Here is a 24,995-nt window from a genome sequence, read left to right as displayed (position 1 = left end):
TAGACTTCGTCGGTCTTTTGTTCAGGATCAGCCCGTGACTTCCAGCATCTTCTGGTACGACTACGAAACCACCGGGATCAATCCGCGTAACGACCGTCCGTTGCAAGTGGCGGGCATTCGTACGGATGACCAGCTCAACGAGATCGGCGAGCCGGTCAACCTTTATTGCCAGCCCAGCGACGACATCCTTCCGCATCCCGCCGCATGTCTGGTCACCGGGATTACCCCGCAGCGTCTGGCCGAAAAAGGGCTTTGCGAAGCTGATTTCATGACGCGAATTCATGCCGAGCTGTCGCTGCCGGGTACCTGTGGCGCCGGTTACAACACCTTGCGCTTCGACGATGAAATGACGCGTTACAGTCTTTACCGCAATTTCTTCGATCCCTATGCGCGCGAATGGCAGGGTGGCAACAGCCGCTGGGACCTGATCGATGTGGTGCGCACGGCCTATGCCCTGCGTCCGGAAGGCATTGTCTGGCCGGAAGAAGAGGGCAGGGTCACGCTCAAACTCGAGCGTCTGACCGCGGCGAACGGCATCGACCATGGTCACGCTCACGATGCGCTTTCGGACGTGCGGGCGACGATTGCGCTGGCGCGTTTGATTCGAGAAAAACAACCCAAGCTTTATGACTATCTGTTTCAGTTACGCAGCAAGCACAAGGTGCAAGAACAGATCCGCCTGCTGCAGCCGCTGGTGCATGTATCAGGACGGTTCTCCGCCGCACGAAGTTATTTGAGCGTGGTGCTGCCGCTGGCCTGGCATCCGGTCAATCGCAATGCGCTAATTGTTTGCGATCTGTTTCATGACCACAGTCCCTTGCTCGACGAAGATGGCGACACGTTGCGTCAGCGTTTATATACCCGCCGCGAAGATCTGGCGCAGGGGCAATTACCAGTCCCGCTCAAGTTACTGCATATAAATAAATGCCCCGTGGTCGCGCCATTGAGCGTGCTGCGCGAGGAAGACCGTCAACGGCTGCAATTGGATATGTTGGCCTACAAAGAGCGCGTCGCGCGCTTGAATGAAGGTCAGGCCGTCTGGCAGGAAAAGTTGAAAAGCGTTTATGCCAGCGACGATTTTGCTGTCAGCGAAGACCCCGAACAGCAGTTATATGATGGTTTTATTAACGACCGCGACCGGCGCCTTTGTGAGCAGGTGCGCACTGTCGAACCGCAGCAACTGGGCACTGACCCTTGGCCATTCGATGACCCACGTCTTGCCGAATTACTGTTCCGCTATCGCGCCCGTAACTTTGCCGAGACACTGAATGTCGCCGAGCAGCAACGCTGGTTGAATTTCTGCCAGTGGCGCCTGACTGATCCCGTCGCCGGGGCCCCCAATACATTGAAAGCCTTTTCCCGGGCGTTGATCGAGCTGTCCATGAAGGCGACGCCAGAGCAGTTGAAGGTGCTCGCCCAGTGGCAGGAATACTCGCTGCAGTTGCAGCACCGGCTGGGCATACAGACAGGCGGGCGGTGAACCTCGGACAATAAAAAACGCCAGCGAGTGCTGGCGTTTTTTTACGTCGTACATCACTGCACAACTGCTGTCACATCACGCAGGCTGTTAGCCCAGCAGAGTTGCCCAGCCTTCAACCTCGTCACCGCCCCACTTGGCTTTCCACTCTTTCAGAGTCTTGTGGTTGCCGCCTTTGGTTTCGATGATTTCACCGTTGTGCGGGTTCTTGTATTGCTTGACCTTGCGCGCGCGCTTGGTGCCGGTAGTTTTGACGGCGGCGCCGCGTGGTGCTTTCAGTTTGGAATCCGGATCCAGCAGCGCGATGATGTCACGCAGGGATTTTTGATATTCACCCATCAAGGTGCGCAGTTTGCCTTCGAACTCAAGTTCCTTTTGCAGTTTGTCGTCTTGTTGCAGGTTCTGCAGACGGGCTTGCAGTTCTTTGATGGCTTCTTCTGTGGCGCGGTATTCGTTGATCAGAGACATGAGGACTACCTATGTTGTGATGGGCAGGGTGCAATGACGCAATAATAGTCATAGCGTTTGCGCAAGTAAACATTTAAGAAAAGTTTTATCGGTCGATTGTTGAAATAGTGACATGCGCTGCGCGTCTTAGAAACAAATGGGCGCTGTCGACAAAAAATATCGCTTATTTAGTGCCGGCGTCTGGCGCCGAAATCCCGGCGCCCCGAAATGCCGGGCCGGCCGTCCATTACCGCCGATCGGACGTGGTTTTGTTTCCGCATCAATCAGGTGCACCGGAATACTGCACAGTCCTCAGGTAATCGCTAGAATAGCGGCCTTTGCGAAGTTCTGGAGTTTCCCCTCATGCGCACTTTTCGTCTGGTGATTGCTTGCCCGGACCGTGTTGGTATCGTTGCCAAAGTCAGTAACTTTCTGGCGTCGTACAACGGCTGGATTACCGAAGCGAGTCATCACTCTGACAACCTCAGCGGCTGGTTCTTCATGCGTCACGAAATCCGTGCCGATACCTTGCCGTTTGACCTGGAAGGCTTCCGTCAGGCATTCACGCCGATAGCAGAAGAATTCTCGATGGACTGGCGCATCACTGATTCGGATCAGAAGAAGCGCGTGGTGCTGATGGCAAGCCGCGAGTCCCACTGTCTGGCGGACCTGCTGCATCGCTGGCACAGCGATGAACTCGACTGCGAGATCGCCTGCGTCATTTCCAACCACCAGGACCTGCGCAGCATGGTCGAGTGGCACGACATTCCTTATTACCACGTCCCGGTCGACCCGAAAGACAAGGAGCCGGCATTCGCCGAGGTGTCGCGGCTGGTTAAGCAGCATGAGGCGGATGTCGTCGTGCTCGCGCGCTACATGCAGATCCTGCCGCCGCAGCTGTGCCGTGAATACGCCCATCAGGTGATCAACATTCACCACAGCTTTTTGCCATCGTTCGTCGGCGCCAAGCCCTACCATCAGGCGTCACTGCGGGGCGTGAAGCTGATCGGCGCGACCTGTCACTACGTTACCGAAGAGTTGGACGCAGGGCCGATCATCGAACAGGACGTGGTTCGCGTGAGTCATCGTGACAGCATCGAGAACATGGTGCGCTTCGGCCGCGATGTCGAGAAGATGGTACTGGCCCGGGGTCTGCGCGCTCACCTTGAGGATCGCGTACTGGTGCACGACAACAAGACGGTCGTGTTTGACTGATCGGGCTCGATCCGACTCGGCGGGGCAGGGCGTGCCTGCCCCCGCCGGGCTTCACGCGGACATACCGTTCAGATTACGAGGCCGGATTTGCATGGTTTAGTGATGCTGCACGGAACAACCTTGGACGCCGCGTTTACTCCTTACAGAGGTGATCCCCATGACCGACCCGCTCGATAAAGCCACCTCCAAAGCGCCGCCAACGCTGGGAGAGGGCTGCCTGAGTCGCTACGATGTCGACGCCCTTTCGCCGGACGACGGCACGGAATTCGAGGGCGCTGCGCAGCTGTGGGAACAACTGAAAGCCAATGAGAAAAACGACGGCTCAGGCGGCTCGAACCCGCAGTAGCTTCAACAGCAACGGACGTCCGACCATCAACAGAAACACCGGACCGCCCGCCACCAGATAGAAGTAGTAGGTGACGATCCGCCAGATCAGGATCGCCGCCGCTGCAGTCGATTTGCCCACCATCGGCGCCAGCAAGGCGGCCGACGTCAGTTCCGCAGCCCCTGCACCGCCTGGCGACAGGCTGAATTGCCCGGCGCTCAGCGACAGCATCTGCACCAGGAATGTCCAGGCCCACTGGATATCCACGCCCAGACCTTGCAGCGCCAGGTACATCACGCTGTAGCGCAGGCTCCAGTGAATGCACGTCAGCACGAAGACCTGGAACAGAATCCGGTGCGGCATTTTCCAGGTGTCGGCCAGCGCGTCGCGAAAGTGCAGCAGCTTGCGAGCCCAGCGAATGCGGGTAGTGTTCTTACGCTTCAGGCGCTTGAGCAGCCTGCCGTTGAACAGAATGATTCGTCGGTGATACCGCGCGAACCCGGCGCAGGCGCATAACCCGGCGCCGATCAGCAGCGCGCTGGCAATCAGCATCCATTCCAGGTTTTCACTGAGTTTGTGAAACACCGCGTAAATCAGAATGCCGATCAGCGCGAGCAGGAAAAACACCAGATCGTTGAGTTGATCCGTCGCAAACGCCGCCGTGCTTTTCGCCGGCCCAATGCCGCTGCGCGACAGCAAGGCAACCAGCGTCAAAGGCGCGCCGCTGCCGCCGGGCGTTGCGCAATAGGCGAATTCGGTGGCCATGACCACACCCAGGCTTCTGCGCATGCCGAGGCCTTTGGCGCTGTCACCCAGCAGCAGGCGCAGGCGCATCGTGTTCATGCACCAGCCGACCAGCACCATCGCGAACATGCCCATCAGCAGCATGACCGGGAAGTTGCGTAAGCGGTGGAACATATCCGTGCCGCCCATGAACAAGGGAATGAGGAGGGCGAGGATCAGGCCTGCCGCCAGCCAGCCAAGTCGCTTCACGCTGCGGACCTGATCAATGGCTGATGCTGTAACCAAGTGAACTTGGTTACCGGTTCGCGGCCGTTTTCCAGCAAGCGTGTCAGTGTCTGCAGCCAATAGCGGCGGGAAAATTCGTGGCGCATGTCGACCGGGTGCAAACCCAGGCGAATGGTGGCAGCGTTGTGCAAATGAGCCTCTCGATGGTCGCTGATGATTTTCGACAGCCCGCGACGTACGGCGCTGCGGGCGCTCCAGACGATACCCGGTGCGTCTATCGCGTGAAAGTCAGGCAGACGATACAAGTGTTGGGCATCACTTGTGTAGTCCAGCGGCAACTGGCGAAGCGCCTGGCGGGTGCCCTCACTCATCAGCCACGCAGGGGCGACGAAGCCGTGAAGTGGCCAGTCGTTATGTCGAAAGACCTCGATTCCGGCTTCGAGGCGTTGCAGGGCCTGACGCTGGTCAAGGGTGTAAAACTCGCCTTCCCAGGTGTAGATCCGGCGCATGAAAAAGGCCTGCGGGGTGCGTGGCGCGGGGCTGTCGTCGCAATGGAAGTACCCATGCAACACCAACTCATCTCCGCGTGCCAGACGCGAGTGCATCAGCCGCTGAAACGCTGGCGCCGCGTCCACGCGGTCTTGTTTGTGAAAGTCCGGCACGACCAGCCAGGTGATCGGGATATCGCCCAGCGCATCGACCGCCTCGACAAAGGGGCGATAATCTTCCCAGGTCTGCGGCGCGACGTCGTGCAGCACCAGCATGACGCTACGCGACTGGCGAACGTGAGCTTCAGCCATGGGCGTACACCGGAGTGCTGACACCGAGCACCGCTTCGTAATGGCCCAACAGTCCGGCCACGACGGCGTCCCACTCGTAGTGTTGCTCGACATGCCGACGCGCAGCCATTGCGCGGACTTCGACGTCTTCGCTGAACAGCTGCCGGACAGTCGCGGCCATGTCCTGCGCATGATTGGGTTTGCACAGCAGGCCGCAGCTGTCGGGAATGATTTCGCGAAACGCCCCGGCATCGACAGCCACGACGGGAATCCCGCATGCCATGGCTTCAAGAACGACCAGCCCGAATGTCTCCTGATCGCCGGCATGCACCAGCGCATCGGCGCTGGCCAGTAACCGTGCAACCTCCCTGGCAGGGCAGAAGTGATCGATGACGGAAACGTTGTCCGGCACGGCGGTCGGCATGTGCGAGCCGACCAACAGCAGGTGGTAGCCCTTGCCAAGAGACTTCATGCATTCGAGCAGCACCGGCAGGTTTTTCTCCTTAGAGCCGCGACCTGCGAAGATCAGCAGGCGCGTGTCCGGGCTCAGCCCCAGTTCGGCTTTGAGGCCCGGATCGCGGCAGCCTGGCTCGAACGTCTGCAGGTCGACCCCCAGCGGCTGCACATGGACATGCTTGACGCCGATACGGATCAGCTTTTCAGCCATCGCGGTGCTGGGCGCCAAGACCCGGTCGAAGTTACCGTACAGCTTGCTGACATAGGCCTCTACGTTAGCGCCCAGCCAGCTGCCTATCCGGTTGCTCACCAGCAGCGGCAGATCCGAGTGATAGAAGCCGATCACCGGGACATCCAGTTGCCGACGCGCATCGAGCGCTGCCCATGCCGTCAGGTAGGGATCGCCGACCTCGATCAGGTCCGGCTGCAAATTGTTCAACGTGTTTCGCCAGGGCGCCAGACGCAGCGGAAAGCGATAGCCGTTGCCGAAAGGCACGGGCGGCGCCGGAACCCGATAGATGCCGTCTTCATGACTGTTGTCCGGACCTGGCACCAGAAGACTGTGCCGAACCCCGGAATAGAGCGCCAGACGCCGATGCTTGGCGTCCAGATAGGTGCGCACGCCACCGCTGGCAGGGGCGTAGAACATGGTCATGTCAGCGATGTGCACGGTATGCCTCCGTCCGGATTGTCGTCATTGGTTGACCCTTCCCGAGAATAGATGTTCGGTTACATATCCGCCGCCATGAGCGTCTCCGGGGGGAATTGCGCCACCTGGGCTAAAGTGAAAAAGCCAACCTGGCCGGCACTGTGGGTTGCGGACGATGCAGGCCGCGGCTTCGATGCGCTCGGGAAAATCAATTGCGACTTGTGGGTAAAGACATGTCTGATTCTCAACAGATTCTGATCGGCGCTGATCCGAGCGGCGAACCGGTGGGCCAGGCGTTGCGGCTGGCTAACCGTCACGGGTTGGTGGCAGGGGCGACCGGGACCGGCAAGACCGTGACGTTGCAACGCTTGGCAGAGGTCTTCAGCGATGCTGGCGTTGCGGTGTTCGCCGCCGACATCAAAGGTGACCTCTGCGGGCTGGGGGTGGCTGGCACTCCCCAGGGCAAGATCGCCGAACGCATTGCCGGTATGCCGTGGCTGAACCACAAACCGCAGGGATATCCCGTGACATTGTGGGATGTTCACGGTCAGTCCGGTCATCCGTTGCGCACTACATTGTCGGAAATGGGGCCGTTGCTGCTGGGCAGCCTGCTGGAGCTGACCGACAGTCAGCAATCGGCGTTGTATGCGGCGTTCAAAGTGGCGGATCGCGAAGGCCTGCTGCTGCTGGATATAAAGGACCTCAAAGCCCTGCTCAATCATCTTCGGGACCACCCCGAGGTGCTAGGCGAAGACAGCGCGCTGATGACCACCGGTTCCAGTCAGGCCCTGTTGCGGCGTCTGGCGGTCCTTGAGCAACAGGGCGCCGAAGCGTTGTTCGGTGAACCCGCCTTGCAGCTCGAAGACCTATTGCAGCCAGCCAGCGATGGTCGCGGGCGCATCCACCTGCTCGATGCCAGCCGGCTGGTGCACGAGGCGCCGAAGGTCTACGCGACCTTCTTGCTGTGGCTGCTGGCCGAGCTGTTCGAGCAGTTGCCCGAGCGGGGTGATGCCGACAAACCGCTGTTGGCGCTGTTTTTCGATGAGGCCCACCTGCTCTTCGCCGACACGCCGAAGGCCTTGCAGGATCGGCTGGAGCAAGTGGTGCGGCTGATCCGCTCCAAGGGCGTTGGCGTCTACTTCGTGACTCAGTCGCCGGGGGATCTGCCGGACAACATTCTGGCGCAACTTGGCCTGCGGATTCAGCACGGCTTGCGCGCGTTCACCAGCAAAGAACAGAAATCGCTGCGCGCCGTGGCCGAGGGGTTTCGTCCCAATCCGGACTTCGATGCGCTGGCCGTACTGACCGAACTGGGCATCGGCGAAGCGCTGGTCGGCACTCTTCAGGACAAGGGCACGCCCGCCATGGTGCAGCGGGTTCTGGTCGCGCCCCCACAATCGCGGATCGGACCTCTGAGCGAATCGGAGCGCGCGGCGTTGATCGGCCAGTCGGCGCTGTCCGGCCGCTATGACAAGCCCGTCGACCGGGAGTCGGCGTACGAAATGCTGCTGGCGCGCAAAGGCGAGACCGGAAAAGACACTGCTTCACCTGCGCCTGTCGAAGCCAGGCCCGAAGGTGGCTTCGCCGACCTGGCAGGCGGTTTTCTGGGAGGGCTGGCTGGGCAGGCGATGAAAAGCGCGGTGCGTCAGGCGGCCAATCAGATCGGCCGAGAGCTGGTGCGTGGGTTGATGGGGTCATTGCTGGGTGGGGGCAAGAAGCGTCGGTGACGGTTCCCGCCGGAGATGTTCAAGCAACTTCCGGACAAAAAAATGCCCATTCAATGAATGGGCATTTTCACATCGGTCGGGTCAGGCCAATGCTTTGGACGCCAGCCAGAACAGGCCGGCAGACAGCAGCACGGTGGCCGGCAATGTCAGCACCCACGCCAGCAGGATGTTGCGCACGGTGCCCCCTTGCAGGCCGCTGTTGTTCGCGACCATGGTCCCGGCGACGCCGGACGACAGGATGTGGGTGGTCGAAACCGGCAGGCTGAACACGTTGGCCAGGGCAATGGCACTGGCGGTGGTGATCTGCGCGGACATGCCCTGCGCGTAGGTCATGCCCTGCTTGCCGATCTTCTCACCGATAGTCAGCACGACGCGCTTCCAGCCCACCATGGTGCCGATGCCAAGCGCCAGCGCGACGGCCAGAATCACCCAGAACGGCGCGTATTCGGTCGTGGCGGTCAGGTCTTTACGCAGCTTCTCCAGATCGGATTTCTCGCGGGCATCGAGCGCCGGCAGCTTGCCGACTTTGCGCGCGGTGTCGTCCAGGCACAGCAGATAACGGCGAACTTCGATGCGATGTTCAGGCGCCAGGCTGTGGTAGTCGGTGACGCCTTTGAGATTGTTCAGCAGCGCATCGATGGTCGGCTCGGTCTGCTCCGGGTTGCAGCTGAAACGCTCAGGCAGATCGCCTGTCGTCGCCTTGCCCAGTGCGAGGTATTCACCCAGCGTCGCATTATTGCGCTGATAGAACTGACTCAGGTGCAAAGTCGCGTCGCGAGTACGTTCGATCTGGTAAGTGGTGGTGCTCAGGTCCAGTACGAACTGAGCCGGCACGATGCCGATGAGCACCAGCATGATCAGGCCGATGCCTTTCTGGCCATCGTTGGAGCCGTGTACGAAGCTCACCGCCATCGCAGAGATCACCAGGACGAGGCGGTTCCAGAACGGAGGATGCTTCTTGTCGTCGAGCTTGCGGCGTTGCTCGGGCGTCTTGTGCATTTTGGACAAGGGACGCCAGGCTTTCAGGCCGATCAGCACCAGACCCGCGACGATGAAGCCCGCCAGAGGCGAGAAAACCAGCGAGGCCCCGATGTCGATCGCCTTCTGCCAGTTCACGCCTTCGCCCAGCGGGATGTGGTTGATCAGCGCGTTGGCCAGTCCCACGCCGAGGATCGAGCCGATCAGCGTGTGCGAGCTCGATGCGGGAATGCCGAAATACCAGGTGCCCAGATTCCAGGTGATCGCCGCCGCCAGCAGGGAGAACACCATCGCCAGCCCGTGACCGGTATTGACGTTGATCAGAAGCTCGACCGGCAGCAGATGGACGATGGCGTAAGCCACGCCGACGCCGCCGAGCAATACCCCGAGAAAGTTGAAAAACCCCGAGAAGAACACGGCCAGATGTGGCGGCATGGCCTTGGTATAAATGACTGTCGCCACCGCGTTGGCGGTGTCATGAAAGCCGTTGATGAACTCGAAGGTGAGGACAAAAGCCAGGGCGAGCAACAGGCTCACAATCACCCAAGCATCCAGTCCGCTGAATAAATCGATCATGGAAGGTTTTCTGACCCGGTATTAAGGGGGCGGGATTATGACAGAAAAAAAACTAATCGATAGGCAAGCTGCCAACTGGTAGCACGCTGCAACGAAATTTCTGCCGATACGGCCCATTGACTTCCTGTCGGGAAGCGCACACGCATGCTTCGACCTTAGCTGAATCCGGGAAGGGGCGAGGCGAGTGGCCGTCAGTGACGCATGTCGAACGCACTGCCAGACCGCTCAAGGCTCTTCTTTCAGTTCCTGTTCCATCTTCTGCAGTTCTTGCTTGAACGCCTGATCGAGCAGGCTTGCTCGCTTGCGCCACGGTTTGCGCTCTGGTTCGGGTTGAGCGGCATAGGTGGTCACTTCACCACCGTAAACTTCCTTGTAACGTTGTTCCTGGCGCTCTAGTTCTGCGCGCAGTTCATCTTTGGTCACGTTATTACCTGAATGGTCGAGTTTGATTCCGGCGATAACGCAGCGTCTGAAATTACCAAGGCCCCCGCTGCCCGGATTGCCGGTTTGCCAGGGCTGACTTTCGCAATCAGGGCGCGGCGAAAGTGTTAGCACATTTCATAACTGCGGCTACGTGCACCAGAACGACAAGCTTGTCGTAGCTACATTCATTATTGGATGCCAGGATGCTGGCATATTGACCTGGCTTCTGGCCTGTCTATCGCTGAACCTGCTCGACGAGTTGCGCAGGGCCTGCGTGAGTTGGATCCATGCCGGGTAAGCGATGAATCGAAAACACGCTATAGCATTTAGATCGTCAATGAATGGCTACTATCTCCAAGAACTACAGAGGAGTCAACTGTAGAAAGTGTCGCAGTTCCATTAGATGGGATAAATACTATTTTGCTGTACGAAGGTTCCGAAGTTTAGAGCCAACGGAGTTGTGACAGAACTTTGTTATTCAGGATTCAGAAGTGCCGAGACAAAATTCTGACGACGTAAATTGAGGCGGTGGTGCGTAGGACGCCGTGAATGTATCCGAACTCATGCGCGTATCTGGAAGTGGTGGCGGGCACAGACAAAAACGGCCTTGCGGTGAGCAAGGCCGTGCCTGGGACTTCTCAGTGGGTACCTGACCAGTATTTCCAAGAAGCCACATGGTGGCGTGTGAAAGGTATAAGCAACGGGGCGACGGGTCAATTGCGATTATCGGCCAATGGTTCGATAATCGCCCAAAGTAGCCTTGCCGCATTTGCAAAAAGAGGCGAGAGTGGCGCAACAGAAGGCCTGCATGGCCGCGACGAACGGTGTCAGCATGAACGATCAACTGCGTAATTCCTTTGCTTCTTTGGCGCCGCCTATTGTGGCGTCACCCGCGAAGAGGATTCAGGCCCTCACAGGTGATCCGGATTTCATGACCTCGCTGGCGCGCGGGCTTGCCGTGATTCAAGCGTTTCAGGAGCGCAAGCGGCACCTGACCATCGCGCAGATCAGCCATCGAACCGAGATTCCGCGCGCCGCCGTGCGCCGTTGCCTTCACACGCTGATCAAGTTGGGGTACGCGACCACTGATGGCCGCACCTACTCATTACTGCCGAAAGTGTTGACCCTCGGCCATGCTTATCTCTCCTCCACGCCGCTCGCGGTGTCGTCCCAGCCTTATCTGGACCGTATGAGCAATCAGCTGCACGAAGCCTGCAACATGGCGACGCTGGAGGGAGACGACATCCTTTACATCGCGCGCTCAGCCACTACCCAGCGACTGATCTCCGTTGATCTGGCGGTGGGCGGGCGACTTCCTGCCTATTGCACGTCGATGGGCAGGATTCTGCTGGCGGCGCTGGACGACGTTTCTTTGCGCGAATACCTGGACCACGTTGACCTGCAGCCCAAGACCAGTCGAACGCTGCGCACGCCCGAAGCGCTGCTCGAGTGCCTGCAGCAAGTTCGGCAACAAGGTTGGTGCATCGTCGATCAGGAGCTCGAACAAGGTCTGCGGTCGATTGCCGTGCCCGTCTATGATGCATCGGGCCAGGTCCTGGCCGCGTTGAATGTCAGCACCAGCGCTGGCCGGGTGACGCGCAACGAGCTGGAGCAGAAGTTTCTCCCGATCATGCTCGACGCTAGCCGAGACTTGAGTACTCAGCTGTTCACCTGAATTCTGTCCTCTCACTATCTGTTCGATTATCGAACAGATAGTCGATTATCGGATTGTCGCTTTTCTTGCTCAGGCATAACCTCGATTTCATCCCGGCGCTGATGTCCTTGCGCCGTCCACCGATCGAGATTTGAACCTGGAGCACCCCATGGCTGAAATTCTTTCCCTGCACGATGCCGTGAAGCAATTCGTCAACGATGGCGACACCGTTGCGCTGGAAGGCTTCACCCATCTGATTCCTACAGCGGCCGGTCACGAACTCATTCGTCAGAAAAAGAAAGACCTGACGCTGGTTCGCATGACTCCGGATCTGATCTACGACCAGTTGATCGGTGCAGGCTGTGCGAAGAAGCTGATTTTCTCGTGGGGCGGTAACCCTGGCGTCGGGTCCCTGCACCGGCTGCGTGACGCCGTCGAAAAACAGTGGCCGCAGCCGATGGAAATCGAAGAGCACAGCCACGCCGACCTGGCCAATGCTTACGTGGCTGGCGCCTCCGGCCTGCCGTTCGCGGTGCTGCGTGCCTACGCCGGTTCTGATTTGCCCAAGGTCAATCCGCTGATCAAATCGGTGACCTGTCCTTTTACCGGCGAAGTCCTGGCGGCGGTGCCCTCCGTGCGGCCAGACGTCAGCGTAATCCACGCGCAGAAGGCCGATCGCAAGGGCAACGTGTTGCTGTGGGGAATTCTCGGAGTGCAGAAAGAAGCCGCGCTGTCTGCCAAGCGCTGCATCGTGACTGTCGAGGAAATCGTCGATGACCTCAACGCCCCCATGAACGCTTGCGTCCTGCCTACCTGGGCATTGAGCGCGGTGTGTGTGGTTCCCGGCGGAGCGCATCCTTCCTACGCCCACGGTTACTACGAGCGCGACAATCGTTTCTATCAGGCGTGGGACCCGATCGGCCGTGACCGTGAGGCGTTTACCGCGTGGATCGACGAATACATCCACGGCACGCGTGATTTCCGTGAATTCCAGAGCAAGCTGGCCCACGCTTCGGAGGCAAAATAATGACCTACACCACCAGTGAAATGATGACCGTGGCCGCTGCCCGCCGTTTGAAGAATGGCTCGGTCTGCTTCGTCGGCATCGGTTTGCCATCCAAGGCGGCCAACCTTGCCCGACTGACCTCATCGCCTGACGTCGTGCTGATCTACGAATCCGGCCCCATCGGCGCGAAGCCCAATGTTCTGCCGCTGTCCATTGGCGATGGGGAACTGGCGGAAACCGCTGACACGGTGGTCTCGACCAGTGAGATTTTCCGCTACTGGCTGCAAGGCGGTCGGGTGGATGTCGGATTCCTTGGCGCTGCGCAGGTCGACCGTTTTGGCAACATCAATACCACGGTGGTCGGCGATTATCACAACCCGAAAGTGCGTCTGCCGGGTGCCGGTGGCGCGCCGGAGATTGCAGGTTCGGCCAAGCAAGTGCTGATCATCCTGAAACAGTCCGCGCGGGCTTTCGTCAACAAACTGGATTTTGTAACGTCGGTCGGCCATGGCGAGGGCGGTGACTCGCGCAAACGCCTCGGTCTGCCTGGGGCGGGCCCGGTCGGGATCATCACCGACCTGTGCATCATGGAACCTGAAGCCGACACCCATGAGTTCGTCGTCACCACGCTGCACCCAGGCGTTACCCGTGAACAGGTGATCGCCGCGACCGGCTGGGACGTTCGCTTTGCCGACAATGTGGCGGTGTCCGAAGCACCTTCCGAATACGAATTGAACGCCCTGCGTGATCTGGAAGCGCGTACCGCTGCCGCTCACGGTCAGGCGCCGGGAGAAGCATGATGCGTGAAGTATTTATCTGCGACGCGATCCGCACGCCCATCGGCCGGCTCGGTGGCGCATTGGCAACCGTTCGTGCCGACGACCTGGCGGCCTTGCCGATCAAGGCGTTGATGGAGCGCAATCCTTCGGTCGACTGGAATCAGGTCGACGAGGTGTTCCTCGGCTGTGCCAACCAGGCCGGTGAAGACAACCGCAACGTGGCGCGCATGGCCGCGCTGCTGGCGGGACTGCCGGAAACCGTACCCGGCGTGACGTTGAATCGCCTGTGCGCATCGGGCCTCGATGCGGTGGGCACGGCTTTCCGCGCCATTGCCTGTGGCGAAATGGAGCTGGCGATTGCCGGCGGCGTCGAATCGATGTCCCGCGCGCCATTCGTGATGGGCAAGGCAGACACAGCGTTCGGTCGCGGCCAGAAGTTGGAAGACACCACCTTGGGCTGGCGCTTCGTCAATCCGCAGATGAAAGACCAGTACGGTGTCGAAACGATGCCGCAGACCGGCGACAACGTGGCGCAGGATTTCAAGGTTTCTCGCGAAGATCAGGACGCCTTTGCCTTGCGCAGTCAGCAACGGACCGCAGCGGCGCAGGCCTCGGGTTTCTTCGCTGAGGAAATCGTGCCGGTGCGCATCGCCCACAAGAAGGGCGAAACCATCGTCGACAGGGACGAGCACCCTCGTGCAGACACCAGTCTGGAGGCACTGAGCAAACTCAAGCCGGTCAACGGCCCTGGCAACACGGTCACGGCAGGCAACGCGGCAGGCCTGAATGATGGCGCGGTGGCGATGATTCTTGCGTCGGCCGATGCGGTGAAAAAGCACGGTCTGACCCCACGCGCCCGCGTGCTGGGCATGGCCAGCGCCGGTGTCGAACCTCGCGTCATGGGCATCGGACCGGTGCCGGCCGTTCGCAAACTGGTGGAGCGGCTGGGTCTGGCGGTCTCGGACTTCGACGTCATCGAGCTCAACGAAGCGTTCGCCAGCCAGGGCCTGGCGGTCATGCGCGAACTCGGCCTTGCAGACGATTCGCCCAAGGTCAACCCGAACGGCGGAGCGATTTCGCTCGGACACCCGCTGGGGATGAGCGGCGCGCGTCTGGTCCTCACAGCATTGCATCAATTGGAGAAGACCGGCGGCAGCAAAGGATTGGCAACCATGTGCGTCGGCGTTGGGCAGGGCCTGGCCCTGGCGATCGAGCGCTAAGCGCTACACAACCAAATCAGCCACCCGAGTCGTTGGTTGCCTCCACGAAAAGGCAACTTGATGGCTCGGGCGGTTGTCCTTGTGATGTCGAAGTGTTACTGCTTAAGTCTAAGTATTACAGACTATGTCGTAGACTGGTGGTCTGAAGCTGGTCTTATAAAAACTGGGGATAAAATAATGACAACGACTCACTACACCGGAGAAGAAAGGAGCAAACGGATTTTTGCGATTGTGGGCGCCTCTTCAGGCAACCTCGTGGAATGGTTCGACTTCTATGTTTACGCCTTCTGCGCAATCTATTTCGCACCGGCTTTCTTCCCGTCCGACGACCCGACCGTGCAATTGCTCAATACCGCAGGCGTGTTCGCAGCCGGCTTCCTGATGCGTCCGATTGGCGGGTGGCTGTTCGGTCGCGTGGCCGACAAGCATGGCCGCAAAAACTCGATGATGATTTCCGTCCTCATGATGTGCGGTGGCTCGCTGGTCATCGCCTGTCTGCCGACGTACGCCTCGATTGGCGCGTGGGCGCCGTTTCTTTTGCTGGTGGCGCGTCTGCTGCAAGGCTTGTCGGTCGGTGGTGAATACGGCACGACGGCCACCTATATGAGTGAAGTCGCGTTGCGGGGGCAGCGCGGATTCTTCGCCTCATTCCAATACGTGACGTTGATCGGCGGCCAGTTGCTGGCGGTTCTGACCGTGGTCATCCTGCAGCAATTTCTTTCTGCCGATGAGCTAAAAGCCTACGGCTGGCGGATTCCCTTCGTGGTCGGCGCCGTTGCCGCCGTCATCTCGCTGTTGCTGCGCCGCTCGTTGAAGGAAACCACCACCGCCGAAGCACGCCAGGACAAGGACGCCGGCAGCATGGCCGCGTTGTTCCGCGACAACAAAGCGGCGTTCATCACTGTGCTGGGCTACACCGCCGGTGGTTCGCTGATTTTCTACACCTTCACCACGTACATGCAGAAATACCTGGTGAATACCGTGCACATGGACGCCAAGGTCGCGAGCTACATCATGACCGGTGCGTTGTTTCTGTACATGTGCATGCAACCGGTGTTCGGCGCGCTCGCTGACAAGATCGGGCGCCGCGCCTCGATGCTGTGGTTCGGCGGCCTGGGTACGCTCTGCACGGTTCCGCTGCTGTTGACGCTGAAAACCACGACCAGCCCGATCATGGCATTCATCCTGATCACGCTGGCGCTGGCCATCGTCAGCTTCTACACCTCGATCAGCGGGCTGGTCAAAGCCGAGATGTTCCCGGTGCAGGTCCGTGCGCTGGGCGTCGGCCTGGCCTACGCCGTAGCGAACGCGATCTTCGGTGGTTCGGCGGAATACGTTGCGCTGGGTCTGAAGAACATGGGCATGGAAAACACGTTCTATTGGTACGTCACCGCCATGATGGCGATTGCCTTCCTGTTCAGCCTGCGCTTGCCGAAAAAGCCGGCTTATCTGCACGAAGATCATTGATCCATTGCGCGCGCCTGTGGTCGGGCGCGCGTCTTCCATACTCCTCATGACGTTCATGACAGTCCGAAAAAGGGGGCCGCTATGGCATTCGTACAACTTGAAGACGGTGAAATGCATTACCAGATCGACGGGCCGGCCGACGCACCCGTGCTGGTGCTGTCCAACTCCCTGGGCACCGATCTGCACATGTGGGACGCGCAGATCGCAGCCTTCAGCCAGTCATTTCGTGTGGTTCGTTACGACACTCGCGGCCACGGCAAATCGCTCGTCACTCAAGGCCCGTACACCGTCGAGCAGTTGGGCCGCGATGTGCTGGCCTTGCTCGACGCGCTGAAGATCAAGCGCGCGCATTTTTGCGGGCTGTCTATGGGCGGCCTGATTGGCCAGTGGCTGGGCATTCACGCCAATGACCGTCTGCACAAGCTGATCCTGTGCAACACGGCCGCCAAAATCGGGGGGCCGGAGATGTGGGGACCGCGCATCGAGATGATCGAAAAAGGCGGTGAGCAGGCGATGCAGGAATTAGGCGCCGGCGCGGTAGGGCGCTGGTTCACGCCGGAGTTCGCGCGCGATCATGCCGACAAGGTCAAGGCGGTTACGGACGTACTGGCCGCGACCTCGCCCTTGGGTTACGCCGCATGCTGTGCGGCGGTGCGCGACGTCGATTTTCGCAAGCAGGTCGGGTCAATCACGGTGGACACGCTGATCATATGCGGCAGTCACGATGCAGTGACGACGGTGGCGGACGGTCACTACCTGCAGAACCATATCCATGGCTCGCAGCTGTCTGATTACTACGCGGCCCACCTTTCCAACGTAGAGCTGGGCGAAACTTTCACCCTGCGTGTGAGAGAGTTCCTGCTGAGCTGATACCCAGTCCGGGCGCATCCCCATTGTGGGAAGGCATTCATTCACGCAGCTCTTCTGGCCGGTAAGGGCTGCTGTCCGAACTGACGAGCGATGCAAACAGCCATAAAAAAACCCACCAGACGGTGGGTTTTTTATTGAGCGTGGATCAGAACAAGCGTGTCGAGGGGACATCACCCGAGGTCGGCTGTTTCTGGCCGGTCGGGGTTTGTTCATACCAGCCGCCGCCGAGGGCGCGGTACAGGTTGACCTCGCTGTTCAGCTGCGACAGGCGATCGGTGATCAGCGACTGCTGGGCACTGAACAGCTGGCGCTGAGCATCGAGGAACGTCAGGTTGCTGTCGATCCCGATACGATAACGACGCTCGGCCAGGCGGTAGTAATCCTGGTTGGCGTTGACGAAATCGGTCTGTGCGCGCAACTGATCGGTGAAGGTCTTGCGCGAAGCCAGTCCGTCGGAGACTTCCTGGAACGCCGTCTGAATCGCCTTCTCGTAGTTGGCGACGCCGATGTCTTTCTGGATCTTCGAGTAATCCAGGCTGGCCCGCAGGCTGCCGGCGTTGAAGATGGGCAGATTGATCGTCGGCTCGAACAGCCAGGTGCCTGAGCCGCCTTTGAACAGGCCGCTCAGATCGCCACTCGCGGTACCGGCACTGGCCGTCAGGCTGATGCTGGGGAAGAACGCGGCACGCGCCGCGCCGATGTTCGCGTTGGCGGCCTTGAGGCTGTGCTCGGCCTGGAGGATATCCGGACGACGTTGCAGCAACTCCGAAGGCAGACCGGGCGGCAGTTCGCTGAGCATGTCGGCGCTCAGCGGTTGCGAAGCCGGCAGGTTGGCGGGCAGGGCAGCGCCCAGCAACAGCACCAGGTTGTTCTCGTCCTGCGCGACCAGACGCTGATACTGCGCCAGCTTCACGCGGGCACTTTCGACCGACGTACGCGATTGCGCCAGATCCAGTGCCGAGGCGACACCGACTTCGTTGCTGCGCGAGGTCAGACGCAAGCTTTCTTCGAACGCACCGAGTGTGTCCTGCGTCAGCTTCAACAGCTCCTTGTCCGCCTGCCAGGTCAGATAAGCGTTGGCGACGTTGGCCACCAGGCTGATCTGCGTGCTGCGACGGGCTTCTTCGCCTGCGAAGTAGGTTTCCAGAGCCTGCTCGCTCAGGCTGCGCACGCGGCCGAACAAGTCCAGCTCGTAGGCGCTCACGCCCAGACCCACCGAGTACTGGCTGCTGATGCCAGCCTCACCGGTCTGCGACAGGTCACCCGGCACACGCTGACGTGTGCCGGTCGCCTGTGCATTGATGCCTGGGTACAGGTCCGCACGCTGAATGCGGTACTGCGCCCGGTAGGCGTCGATGTTCAACGCGGCAACGCGCAGGTCGCGGTTGTTTTCAAGCGATGTCTGAATCAGCTGTTGCAGCGCCGGATCGTGGAAGAACTGACGCCAGCCTTGCTCGGCGGCCGCCTGGTTGGCCGCCTGGGCCGGCGAATACGCCGGACCTTGCGGATACTGTGCGGGCACCGGTGCGGCAGGCTGATTGTAATCGGGGATCAACGAGCAGCCGCCGAGAATGAACGCGGTGACTGCCAGCGAGATCAGGGACTTGCTCATTGGCCAGCCTCATCGTGTGGGGTTTCTTTCTGTTTGCTCTTGAACAGCGAGGATACCGAAACGAAGAACAGAGGTACCCAGAAGATCGCCAGAATCGTCGCCGTGATCATACCGCCGATAACGCCGGTACCGATCGAATGCTGGCTGCCTGAACCTGCGCCACTGGAGATCGTCAGCGGCACCACGCCGAGGATGAACGCCATCGACGTCATCACGATCGGACGCAGACGCATCCGGCACGCTTCCACCGCTGCATCCATCAGCGACTTGCCCTGCTCATGGAGTTCCTTGGCGAACTCGACGATCAGAATGGCGTTCTTCGCCGCCAGACCCACCGTCACCAGCAGACCCACCTGGAAGAACACGTCGTTGGACAGACCGCGCAGGCTGGTTGCCATCAACGCACCGATAACGCCCAGTGGAACGACGAGCAGAACCGCGATCGGAATCGACCAGCTTTCGTACAGCGCCGCGAGGCAGAGGAACACCACCAGAACCGATATCGCATACAGCGCCGGGGCCTGCGAACCGGAAAGTCGCTCCTCGAACGACAGCCCTGTCCAGGAGTAACCGATGCCCTGCGGCAGCTGCTTGGCCAGATTCTCGATTTCGGCCATCGCCTGGCCGGTACTGTAGCCCGGCGCCGGCGTACCGAGAATTTCCTCGGCCGGAACACCGTTATAGCGCGACAGCTTCGGCGAGCCGAACACCCACTCGCCGGTGGCGAAAGCGTCGAACGGAACCATCGTGCCGCTGGCGTTGCGCACGTACCACTTTTTCAGGTCTTCAGGGCTCATCCGGGATTTCGGATTGCCCATGATGTAAACCTTCTTCACGCGGCCGCGGTCGATGAAGTCGTTGACGTAGTTACCGCCCATCGCCACCGACAGGGTGGTGTTGATGTCCGATTGCGTCACGCCCAGTGCACGGGCTTTTTCATCATCGATCAGCAGCTGGTATTGCGGCTCGTCGGTCAGACCGTTCGGACGTACGCCGGTCAGGATCTTGCTCTGCGCGGCCAGCCCCAGCAGTTGGTTACGCGCCTGCATCAGTTTCTCGTGGCCCAGACCGGCCTGATCCTGCAGATACAGGTCGAAACCGGTGGCGTTACCCAGTTCCAGTACGGCGGGAGGAACCACGGCGAACGACATCGCGTCACGGAAACCGAAGAAGTGCGCCTGCGCACGCTTGGCCACCTCGAACACGCTGTTCGACGAATCCCGCTCTTCCCACGACTTGAGCATCACGAACGCCAGACCCGAGCTCTGACCGCGACCGGCGAAGTTGAAGCCGTTGACGGTGAACACCGAGCTGACGCCTGCGTCGGTCAGCAGGTATTCGCGCATCTTGTCCAGGGTGTTCTGAGTACGCTCGGCGGTAGAGCCGGGCGGCGTTTGCACCTGGGCGAAGATCACGCCCTGATCCTCTTCGGGCAGGAAAGCGGTCGGGATGCGGGTAAACATCCAGATCATGCCGGCGAAAATCAGGATGTAGACGAGGAACGACGGAATCTTGTGGCGGATGACGTTGCCGACGCCGCGCTCGTAGCTCAGTACGCTGCGGTCGAAGGTGCGGTTGAACCAGCCGAAGAAACCCTTGCGCGGCTGGCCGTGCTTCTCGGGATCGATCGGCTTGAGAATTGTGGCGCAAAGGGCAGGGGTGAAGATCAGCGCCACCAGCACCGAGAGCGCCATGGCCGATACCACGGTGATCGAGAACTGGCGGTAGATCACGCCCGTGGATCCGCCAAAGAATGCCATTGGCAGCAATACCGCAGAGAGGACCATGGCGATACCGACGAGGGCGCCCTGGATCTGCTGCATGGATTTGCGCGTCGCTTCCTTGGGAGACAAATGCTCCTCGGCCATGACCCGCTCGACGTTCTCCACCACAACGATGGCATCGTCCACCAGCAGACCGATGGCCAGCACCATGCCGAACATGGTCAGCGTGTTGATGGTGAAACCGGCTGCGGCAAGGATACCGAAGGTGCCCAACAGTACGACCGGTACCGTCATCGTGGTGATGACAGTGGCGCGGAAGTTCTGCAGGAACAGGTACATCACCAGGAACACCAGGACGATTGCTTCACCCAGTGTGTGGACAACGCCGTTGATCGACTCTTTGACCACTGGCGTGGTGTCATACGGGTAAACGACTTTCATGCCTGGCGGGAAGAAAGGTTCCAGACGGCTGACGGTGTCACGGATCGCCTTGGCAGTGTCCAGCGCGTTGGCACCGGTCGCCAGTTTGATCGCCAGGCCCGAGGCCGGCTTACCGTTGAACTGTGCGTCGACGCTGTAGTTTTCACCTCCCAGACCAATGCTGGCGACATCTTTCAGGCGAACCTGAGAGCCGTCCTGATTGACCTTGAGCAGGATGTTGCCGAACTGCTCGGCGGTTTGCAGACGGGTCTTGCCGATGATGGTGGCGTTAAGCTGCTGGCCCTTGACGGCTGGCAGACCACCGATCTGGCCGGACGAAACTTGAACGTTCTGCGCAGTGATTGCGCTTTTGACGTCGACCGGGGTCAGCTGGAAATTGTTCAGCTTGTCCGGGTCGAGCCAGATGCGCATCGCATACTGCGCACCGAACACCTGGAAGTCACCCACGCCGGGAGTACGCGCGATCTGATCCTGAATGTTGGAAACGATGTAGTTGGACAAGTCTTCCTTGGCCATGCTGCCGTCTTCCGACACCAGGCCGACCACCATCAGGAAGTTCTTCACCGCCTTGGTCACGCGCAGACCCTGCTGCTGCACTTCTTGCGGCAGCAGCGGAGTCGCCAGGTTCAGCTTGTTCTGCACCTGCACCTGAGCGATATCCGGGTTGGTGCCCTGGTTGAAGGTCACCGTGATGGTCATGCTGCCATCGGAGTTACTTTCAGACGAGATATAGCGCAGGTTGTCGATGCCGTTCATCTGCTGTTCGATCACCTGAACCACGGTGTCCTGCACGGTTTGTGCAGACGCACCCGGGTAGGTCACCTGAATGGCGATGGCCGGTGGCGCGATCGCCGGATACTGGTTGATCGGCAGCTTGAGAATCGATAACGCACCGACCAGCATGATCACGAGGGCGATAACCCAGGCGAAAATCGGTCGGTCGATGAAAAACTTCGACATGGATCAGTTACTCCCTTGCGCGGGAGCCGGGGCGGCAGCAGGTTTGATGTTGGTCGCCTCGGCCACTTTTACCTGCGCGCCTGGCTTGACGTACTGCAGGCCTTCGGTAATGACGCGGTCACCCGCGCTCAGACCTTTTTCCACGACCCAGTCTGTGCCGCTGGTGCGGTTGGCGACGAGGGTACGCAGTTCGACTTTGTCGTCCTTGTTCACCACCAGCGCGGTCGGTGTGCCTTTCAGGTCACGCGTCACACCTTGCTGTGGAACGAGGAGCGCTTTTTCGTTCACACCCGATTGCAGACGTGCATGCACGAACATGCCCGGCAGCAGCGTGTGGTTCGGGTTGGGGAACACGGCGCGCAGGGTCACGGAGCCTGTGCTCTGATCGACCGACACTTCAGAAAACTCCAGCTTGCCTTCAGTCGGGTATTGGCTGTTGTCTTCCAGAGTCAGTTTGACTTTTGCTGCGTTGTCGCCCGCTTTCTGTAGCTTGCCGCTTTCCAGTTCGCGGCGCAGACGCAGCATCTCGGCCGACGACTGGATCACGTCCACGTAGATCGGGTCGAGCTGTTGAATGGTTGCCATCGCATCGGCCTGGCCGTTGCTGACCAGCGCGCCTTCGGTGACCAGCGAGCGGCTGATGCGACCGGAAATCGGCGCGTACACTTTGGTGTAGCGCAGGTTGATCTCGGCAGTCTGCACGGCGGCCTGTGCCTGGCGAGCATTACCGACGGCGGTGTCGTATTCCTGACGGCTGACGGCCTGTTCGTTGATCAACTGCTTGTAGCGATCAGCGAGCGACTTATTGGAGTCGTACGTCGCCTTGGCGCTGTTGAGGTTGGCCTCGTAGACCGCAGGGTCGATCTGATACAGCTGCTGACCGGCCTTCACGTCCGAGCCTTCGGTGAACAGCCGTTTGAGAATGATGCCGTTGACCTGTGGACGCACTTCAGCGACGCGATAAGCCGTGGTGCGGCCTGGCAGGTCGGAAATCAGTGTGTAGGCTTGAGGCTGGATAGTCACGACGCCGACCTGAGGGGGCGGTGGTGCAGCCGCGGCCGCGTCTTCCTTTTTACTGCATCCGCTGAGCAGCGATGCCAAGGCGGCGGCAGTGACCAGTACGGTAACAGCTGGCTTGAATTGCATGAAGATCCTCGGGTCAGGAGCATGGCTCATGAAAAGTGGAAGGGGTGTTTAAGCGTTCCGGCTGGATAAGTAGCAAGCTAATGAATATACTTACGTTCACGGTTGTTTGTAAACACCCGCCCCTGCGACACTCGAACGCAGCGAGGGCATCGATTGTAGGTCCGGGACAAGGCATTACAAAGGCCGCCCGGCATGCTGTTCAGGCCACTCGACCAGAGAGCCTGAAGCATTTTTATTGAGGATTTACTGCCATGGTCCGTCGCACGAAAGAGGAAGCCCAGGAAACCCGCAGGCAGATTCTGGAAGCCGCTGAGCAGGCTTTTTACGACCGTGGCGTTGCGCGCACGACCTTGGCAGACATCGCCGCCCTGGCGGGTGTGACGCGCGGCGCGATCTACTGGCACTTCAGCAACAAGGCCGATCTGGTGCAAGCGATGCTCGACAGCCTGCACGAGCCGCTGGAGGAAATGGCCAGGGCCAGCGAGAGCGAGGACGAGGTCGACCCGCTTGGCTGGACGCGAAAACTTCTGATTCATTTGTTTCAGCAAGTTGCGCAAGATCCCAAAACCCGCCGCATCAATGAAATCCTGTTTCATAAATTCGAGTTCACCGATGAAATGTGTGACATGCGCCGTCAGCGTCAGTCGGTCTGGCTCGATGCCAATGAGCGCATTGCACTTGCGCTGGGTAATGCTGCGCGTCAGGGACAGTTGCCCGCCGACCTGAACCCCCGGCGCGGCGCATTGTGTCTGCACGCCTATATTCACGGCATTCTCGGTCAGTGGCTGCTGGTGCCTGACAGCTTCTCGCTGTACGACGACGCGGAACGCCTGGTCGAAACGGTGCTGGACATGCTGCGCTTCAGCCCGGCGCTGCGCGACCCTGCACCCGAAGCCGTCGCGCGACTCGCCTGATTCGCCTCCTGCCGCGTCATATCGTCTGCAAGCCGCGCCGTTCGGCCTGTTTGCCCGTCGGACTATAACTGTGTGGCGGTTAGCCTGCATCTATACATTCGTTCTTTCCGATTGAACAGGAGGTTTACCGAGCCTTTACCTGAATTCATCTTCGCATTCAGCCAGGCGACAGCCAGCACCTGCATCTTCAGAATGTGTAGGCCATTCATCCAGCGCCCGAATGCTTCCCTATTGCCATCGCCCGTCTAAGCTTTCTGCCAAACCAATAAAAACGGGGGAAGCGCGATGCCGGTCGTTTCAGGATGTGGAGCGTTGAAAAGGCACTTTTTCGGCTTGCTGGCCTGTCTGTGCATCGGTCAGGCATGGGCGACGGGCGATGAAGCACAAGAGGCTCCGGCCGCCAGAGCGCTGCTGGAAAAAGCAGTGGCGCGTTATCAGCAGCAAGGCGACAAGGCATTGGCCCAATTCAGCCGTCAGGGCGAGTTCGTCGATGGTGAGCGTTACGTATTCGTGACCGACACCAACGGTGTCATGCTGGCCAGCGGCGGGCCCTCTGTCGTGCTCATCGGGCGCGACGTTTCTTCGGTCCTCGATCCCGATTTGCAAAAGGCCTTCAAGAAGGTGCTGCAGACCCCGGAAAGCGCCGGCATTCAACAGGCCGAATACCGCTGGCAGAACTGGCGCGATGGCAAGGTCGAGCGCAAACGCGTGTATTTTCAGCGCATCGGCGACCGCGTCCTGGCGGTGGGCTATTACTTGCCCCGTGCGTCGCCCGAGCAAGCTCGCGCTTTGCTGGACAAGGCGTCCAGGGCGCTCGAACAGGACGCGGAGAACACCGTTCAGGCAATCAACAGCCTCAAGGGCGGATTCCTGCAAGATGACCTTTATGTATTCGTGGTCGACGTCGACACCAAGCGTTATGTCGCCCATGGCACCAGCCTGCGCTTGGTGAACACCGACTTCAGCAAGGTCAAGGACCCGGAAGGCAAGCCGGTGGGGGCGCCGATACTGGAGATGATTAAAAAGCAGGCCGAAGGCGAGTACGAGTATCGCTGGCGTAATCCGGTTACCAGCAAGATCGAACGCAAACACGCGTACGTCCGCAAAGTGGGCCATTTCCTGGTTGCCGTGGGGTATTACAACGGCTGAGGTGTCGAGCCTTTGAGTCGACACCATTGGGA

Annotated in this window: 21 protein-coding genes; 12 read left to right on the top strand and 9 right to left on the bottom strand. The window is 59.8% G+C overall.

What is annotated here, in order from left to right:
• Positions 1–34: 34 nt before the first annotated feature.
• Complete coding sequence (gene sbcB / locus BMZ10_RS11390; protein WP_093461605.1) at positions 35–1,480, top strand: exodeoxyribonuclease I; 1,446 nt, start codon at positions 35–37, stop codon at positions 1,478–1,480.
• An 87-nt stretch (positions 1,481–1,567) separates the two neighbouring features.
• Here sbcB and mvaT read toward each other — a convergent pair whose 3' ends face one another.
• A complete protein-coding gene (gene mvaT / locus BMZ10_RS11385) occupies positions 1,568–1,945 on the bottom strand; it encodes a histone-like nucleoid-structuring protein MvaT (RefSeq protein WP_093461602.1) in 378 nt (125 codons plus the stop codon).
• A gap of 342 nt (positions 1,946–2,287) precedes the next feature.
• On the opposite strand from mvaT, the gene purU reads away from it, so the two are divergent.
• Together purU and BMZ10_RS11375 are read left to right on the top strand one after the other, a co-directional pair.
• Complete coding sequence (gene purU, locus BMZ10_RS11380; RefSeq protein ID WP_093461599.1) at positions 2,288–3,139, top strand: formyltetrahydrofolate deformylase; 852 nt, start codon at positions 2,288–2,290, stop codon at positions 3,137–3,139.
• 157 nt (positions 3,140–3,296) lie between these two features.
• The gene (locus BMZ10_RS11375; protein ID WP_093461596.1) at positions 3,297–3,485 is read left to right on the top strand and encodes a hypothetical protein; all 189 of its coding nucleotides are present in this window, start codon (positions 3,297–3,299) and stop codon (positions 3,483–3,485) included.
• Here BMZ10_RS11375 and BMZ10_RS11370 read toward each other — a convergent pair.
• The 3 genes from BMZ10_RS11370 to BMZ10_RS11360 are packed head-to-tail and all read right to left on the bottom strand — an operon-like array spanning position 3,462 to position 6,323.
• Complete coding sequence (locus BMZ10_RS11370) at positions 3,462–4,457, bottom strand: glucosaminyl phosphatidylglycerol flippase (RefSeq protein ID WP_093461593.1); 996 nt, start codon at positions 4,455–4,457, stop codon at positions 3,462–3,464. The two genes, BMZ10_RS11375 and BMZ10_RS11370, sit on opposite strands and share 24 nt — an antisense overlap.
• Positions 4,454–5,233 (bottom strand): N-acetylglucosaminyl phosphatidylglycerol deacetylase, encoded by a 780-nt coding sequence (locus tag BMZ10_RS11365; protein WP_093461589.1) that lies wholly within the window; start codon positions 5,231–5,233, stop codon positions 4,454–4,456. Before BMZ10_RS11365 ends, BMZ10_RS11370 begins: the two co-directional genes overlap by 4 nt.
• On the bottom strand, positions 5,226–6,323 hold the full coding sequence (locus BMZ10_RS11360; protein ID WP_093462561.1) for an N-acetylglucosaminyl phosphatidylglycerol synthase: 1,098 nt from the start codon (positions 6,321–6,323) through the stop codon (positions 5,226–5,228). Before BMZ10_RS11360 ends, BMZ10_RS11365 begins: the two co-directional genes overlap by 8 nt.
• A 227-nt stretch (positions 6,324–6,550) precedes the next feature.
• On the opposite strand from BMZ10_RS11360, the gene BMZ10_RS11355 reads away from it, so the two are divergent.
• Complete coding sequence (locus BMZ10_RS11355) at positions 6,551–8,044, top strand: helicase HerA-like domain-containing protein (RefSeq protein ID WP_093461586.1); 1,494 nt, start codon at positions 6,551–6,553, stop codon at positions 8,042–8,044.
• Between the two features lie 81 nt (positions 8,045–8,125).
• Here the strand turns inward: BMZ10_RS11355 and BMZ10_RS11350 are convergent, their stop codons facing one another.
• Both BMZ10_RS11350 and BMZ10_RS11345 read right to left on the bottom strand, forming a co-directional pair.
• Complete coding sequence (locus BMZ10_RS11350) at positions 8,126–9,598, bottom strand: inorganic phosphate transporter (protein WP_093461583.1); 1,473 nt, start codon at positions 9,596–9,598, stop codon at positions 8,126–8,128.
• A gap of 225 nt (positions 9,599–9,823) precedes the next feature.
• The gene (locus BMZ10_RS11345) at positions 9,824–10,021 is read right to left on the bottom strand and encodes a hypothetical protein (RefSeq protein WP_093461580.1); all 198 of its coding nucleotides are present in this window, start codon (positions 10,019–10,021) and stop codon (positions 9,824–9,826) included.
• Between the two features lie 832 nt (positions 10,022–10,853).
• Here BMZ10_RS11345 and pcaR point away from each other — a divergent pair.
• The 6 genes from pcaR (at position 10,854) to pcaD (ending at position 17,017) form a co-directional block, all read left to right on the top strand.
• A complete protein-coding gene (gene pcaR, locus BMZ10_RS11340) occupies positions 10,854–11,696 on the top strand; it encodes a pca regulon transcriptional regulator PcaR (RefSeq protein WP_093462559.1) in 843 nt (280 codons plus the stop codon).
• Positions 11,697–11,844: 148 nt separating this feature from the next.
• On the top strand, positions 11,845–12,702 hold the full coding sequence (locus tag BMZ10_RS11335) for a CoA transferase subunit A (RefSeq protein WP_093461577.1): 858 nt from the start codon (positions 11,845–11,847) through the stop codon (positions 12,700–12,702).
• Positions 12,702–13,481 (top strand): CoA-transferase subunit beta, encoded by a 780-nt coding sequence (locus BMZ10_RS11330; RefSeq protein WP_093461574.1) that lies wholly within the window; start codon positions 12,702–12,704, stop codon positions 13,479–13,481. Before BMZ10_RS11335 ends, BMZ10_RS11330 begins: the two co-directional genes overlap by 1 nt.
• Positions 13,478–14,680: a 3-oxoadipyl-CoA thiolase gene (gene pcaF, locus BMZ10_RS11325; protein ID WP_177182099.1), complete on the top strand. Its 1,203-nt coding sequence runs from the start codon at positions 13,478–13,480 to the stop codon at positions 14,678–14,680. The genes BMZ10_RS11330 and pcaF overlap by 4 nt, the downstream gene beginning before the upstream one ends.
• Positions 14,681–14,857: 177 nt before the next feature.
• A complete protein-coding gene (locus BMZ10_RS11320; protein WP_093461569.1) occupies positions 14,858–16,147 on the top strand; it encodes an MFS family transporter in 1,290 nt (429 codons plus the stop codon).
• 81 nt (positions 16,148–16,228) lie between these two features.
• Positions 16,229–17,017 carry a 3-oxoadipate enol-lactonase gene (pcaD, locus tag BMZ10_RS11315; protein WP_093461566.1) on the top strand — a complete coding sequence of 263 codons (789 nt, stop codon included), beginning with the start codon at positions 16,229–16,231 and terminating at the stop codon, positions 17,015–17,017.
• Between the two features lie 145 nt (positions 17,018–17,162).
• Here pcaD and BMZ10_RS11310 read toward each other — a convergent pair whose 3' ends face one another.
• Genes BMZ10_RS11310 through BMZ10_RS11300 form a run of 3 tightly spaced genes read right to left on the bottom strand, consistent with a single transcriptional unit; the run spans position 17,163 to position 22,900 of the window.
• The gene (locus BMZ10_RS11310) at positions 17,163–18,629 is read right to left on the bottom strand and encodes an AdeC/AdeK/OprM family multidrug efflux complex outer membrane factor (protein ID WP_093461563.1); all 1,467 of its coding nucleotides are present in this window, start codon (positions 18,627–18,629) and stop codon (positions 17,163–17,165) included.
• On the bottom strand, positions 18,626–21,754 hold the full coding sequence (locus tag BMZ10_RS11305; protein WP_093461560.1) for an efflux RND transporter permease subunit: 3,129 nt from the start codon (positions 21,752–21,754) through the stop codon (positions 18,626–18,628). Before BMZ10_RS11305 ends, BMZ10_RS11310 begins: the two co-directional genes overlap by 4 nt.
• A gap of 3 nt (positions 21,755–21,757) precedes the next feature.
• Positions 21,758–22,900 carry an efflux RND transporter periplasmic adaptor subunit gene (locus tag BMZ10_RS11300; RefSeq protein WP_093461557.1) on the bottom strand — a complete coding sequence of 381 codons (1,143 nt, stop codon included), beginning with the start codon at positions 22,898–22,900 and terminating at the stop codon, positions 21,758–21,760.
• Between the two features lie 251 nt (positions 22,901–23,151).
• On the opposite strand from BMZ10_RS11300, the gene BMZ10_RS11295 reads away from it, so the two are divergent.
• Complete coding sequence (locus BMZ10_RS11295; RefSeq protein ID WP_093461554.1) at positions 23,152–23,814, top strand: TetR family transcriptional regulator; 663 nt, start codon at positions 23,152–23,154, stop codon at positions 23,812–23,814.
• A 285-nt stretch (positions 23,815–24,099) separates the two neighbouring features.
• Positions 24,100–24,963, top strand: coding sequence for a cache domain-containing protein (locus BMZ10_RS11290; protein ID WP_093461551.1), 864 nt, complete (start codon positions 24,100–24,102; stop codon positions 24,961–24,963).
• Positions 24,964–24,995: the final 32 nt, after the last annotated feature.

This window comes from Pseudomonas sp. NFR16 (genome assembly GCF_900108875.1).
Taxonomy (GTDB): Bacteria; Pseudomonadota; Gammaproteobacteria; order Pseudomonadales; family Pseudomonadaceae; genus Aquipseudomonas.
This window is presented reverse-complemented; position numbering and strand designations above follow the sequence as displayed.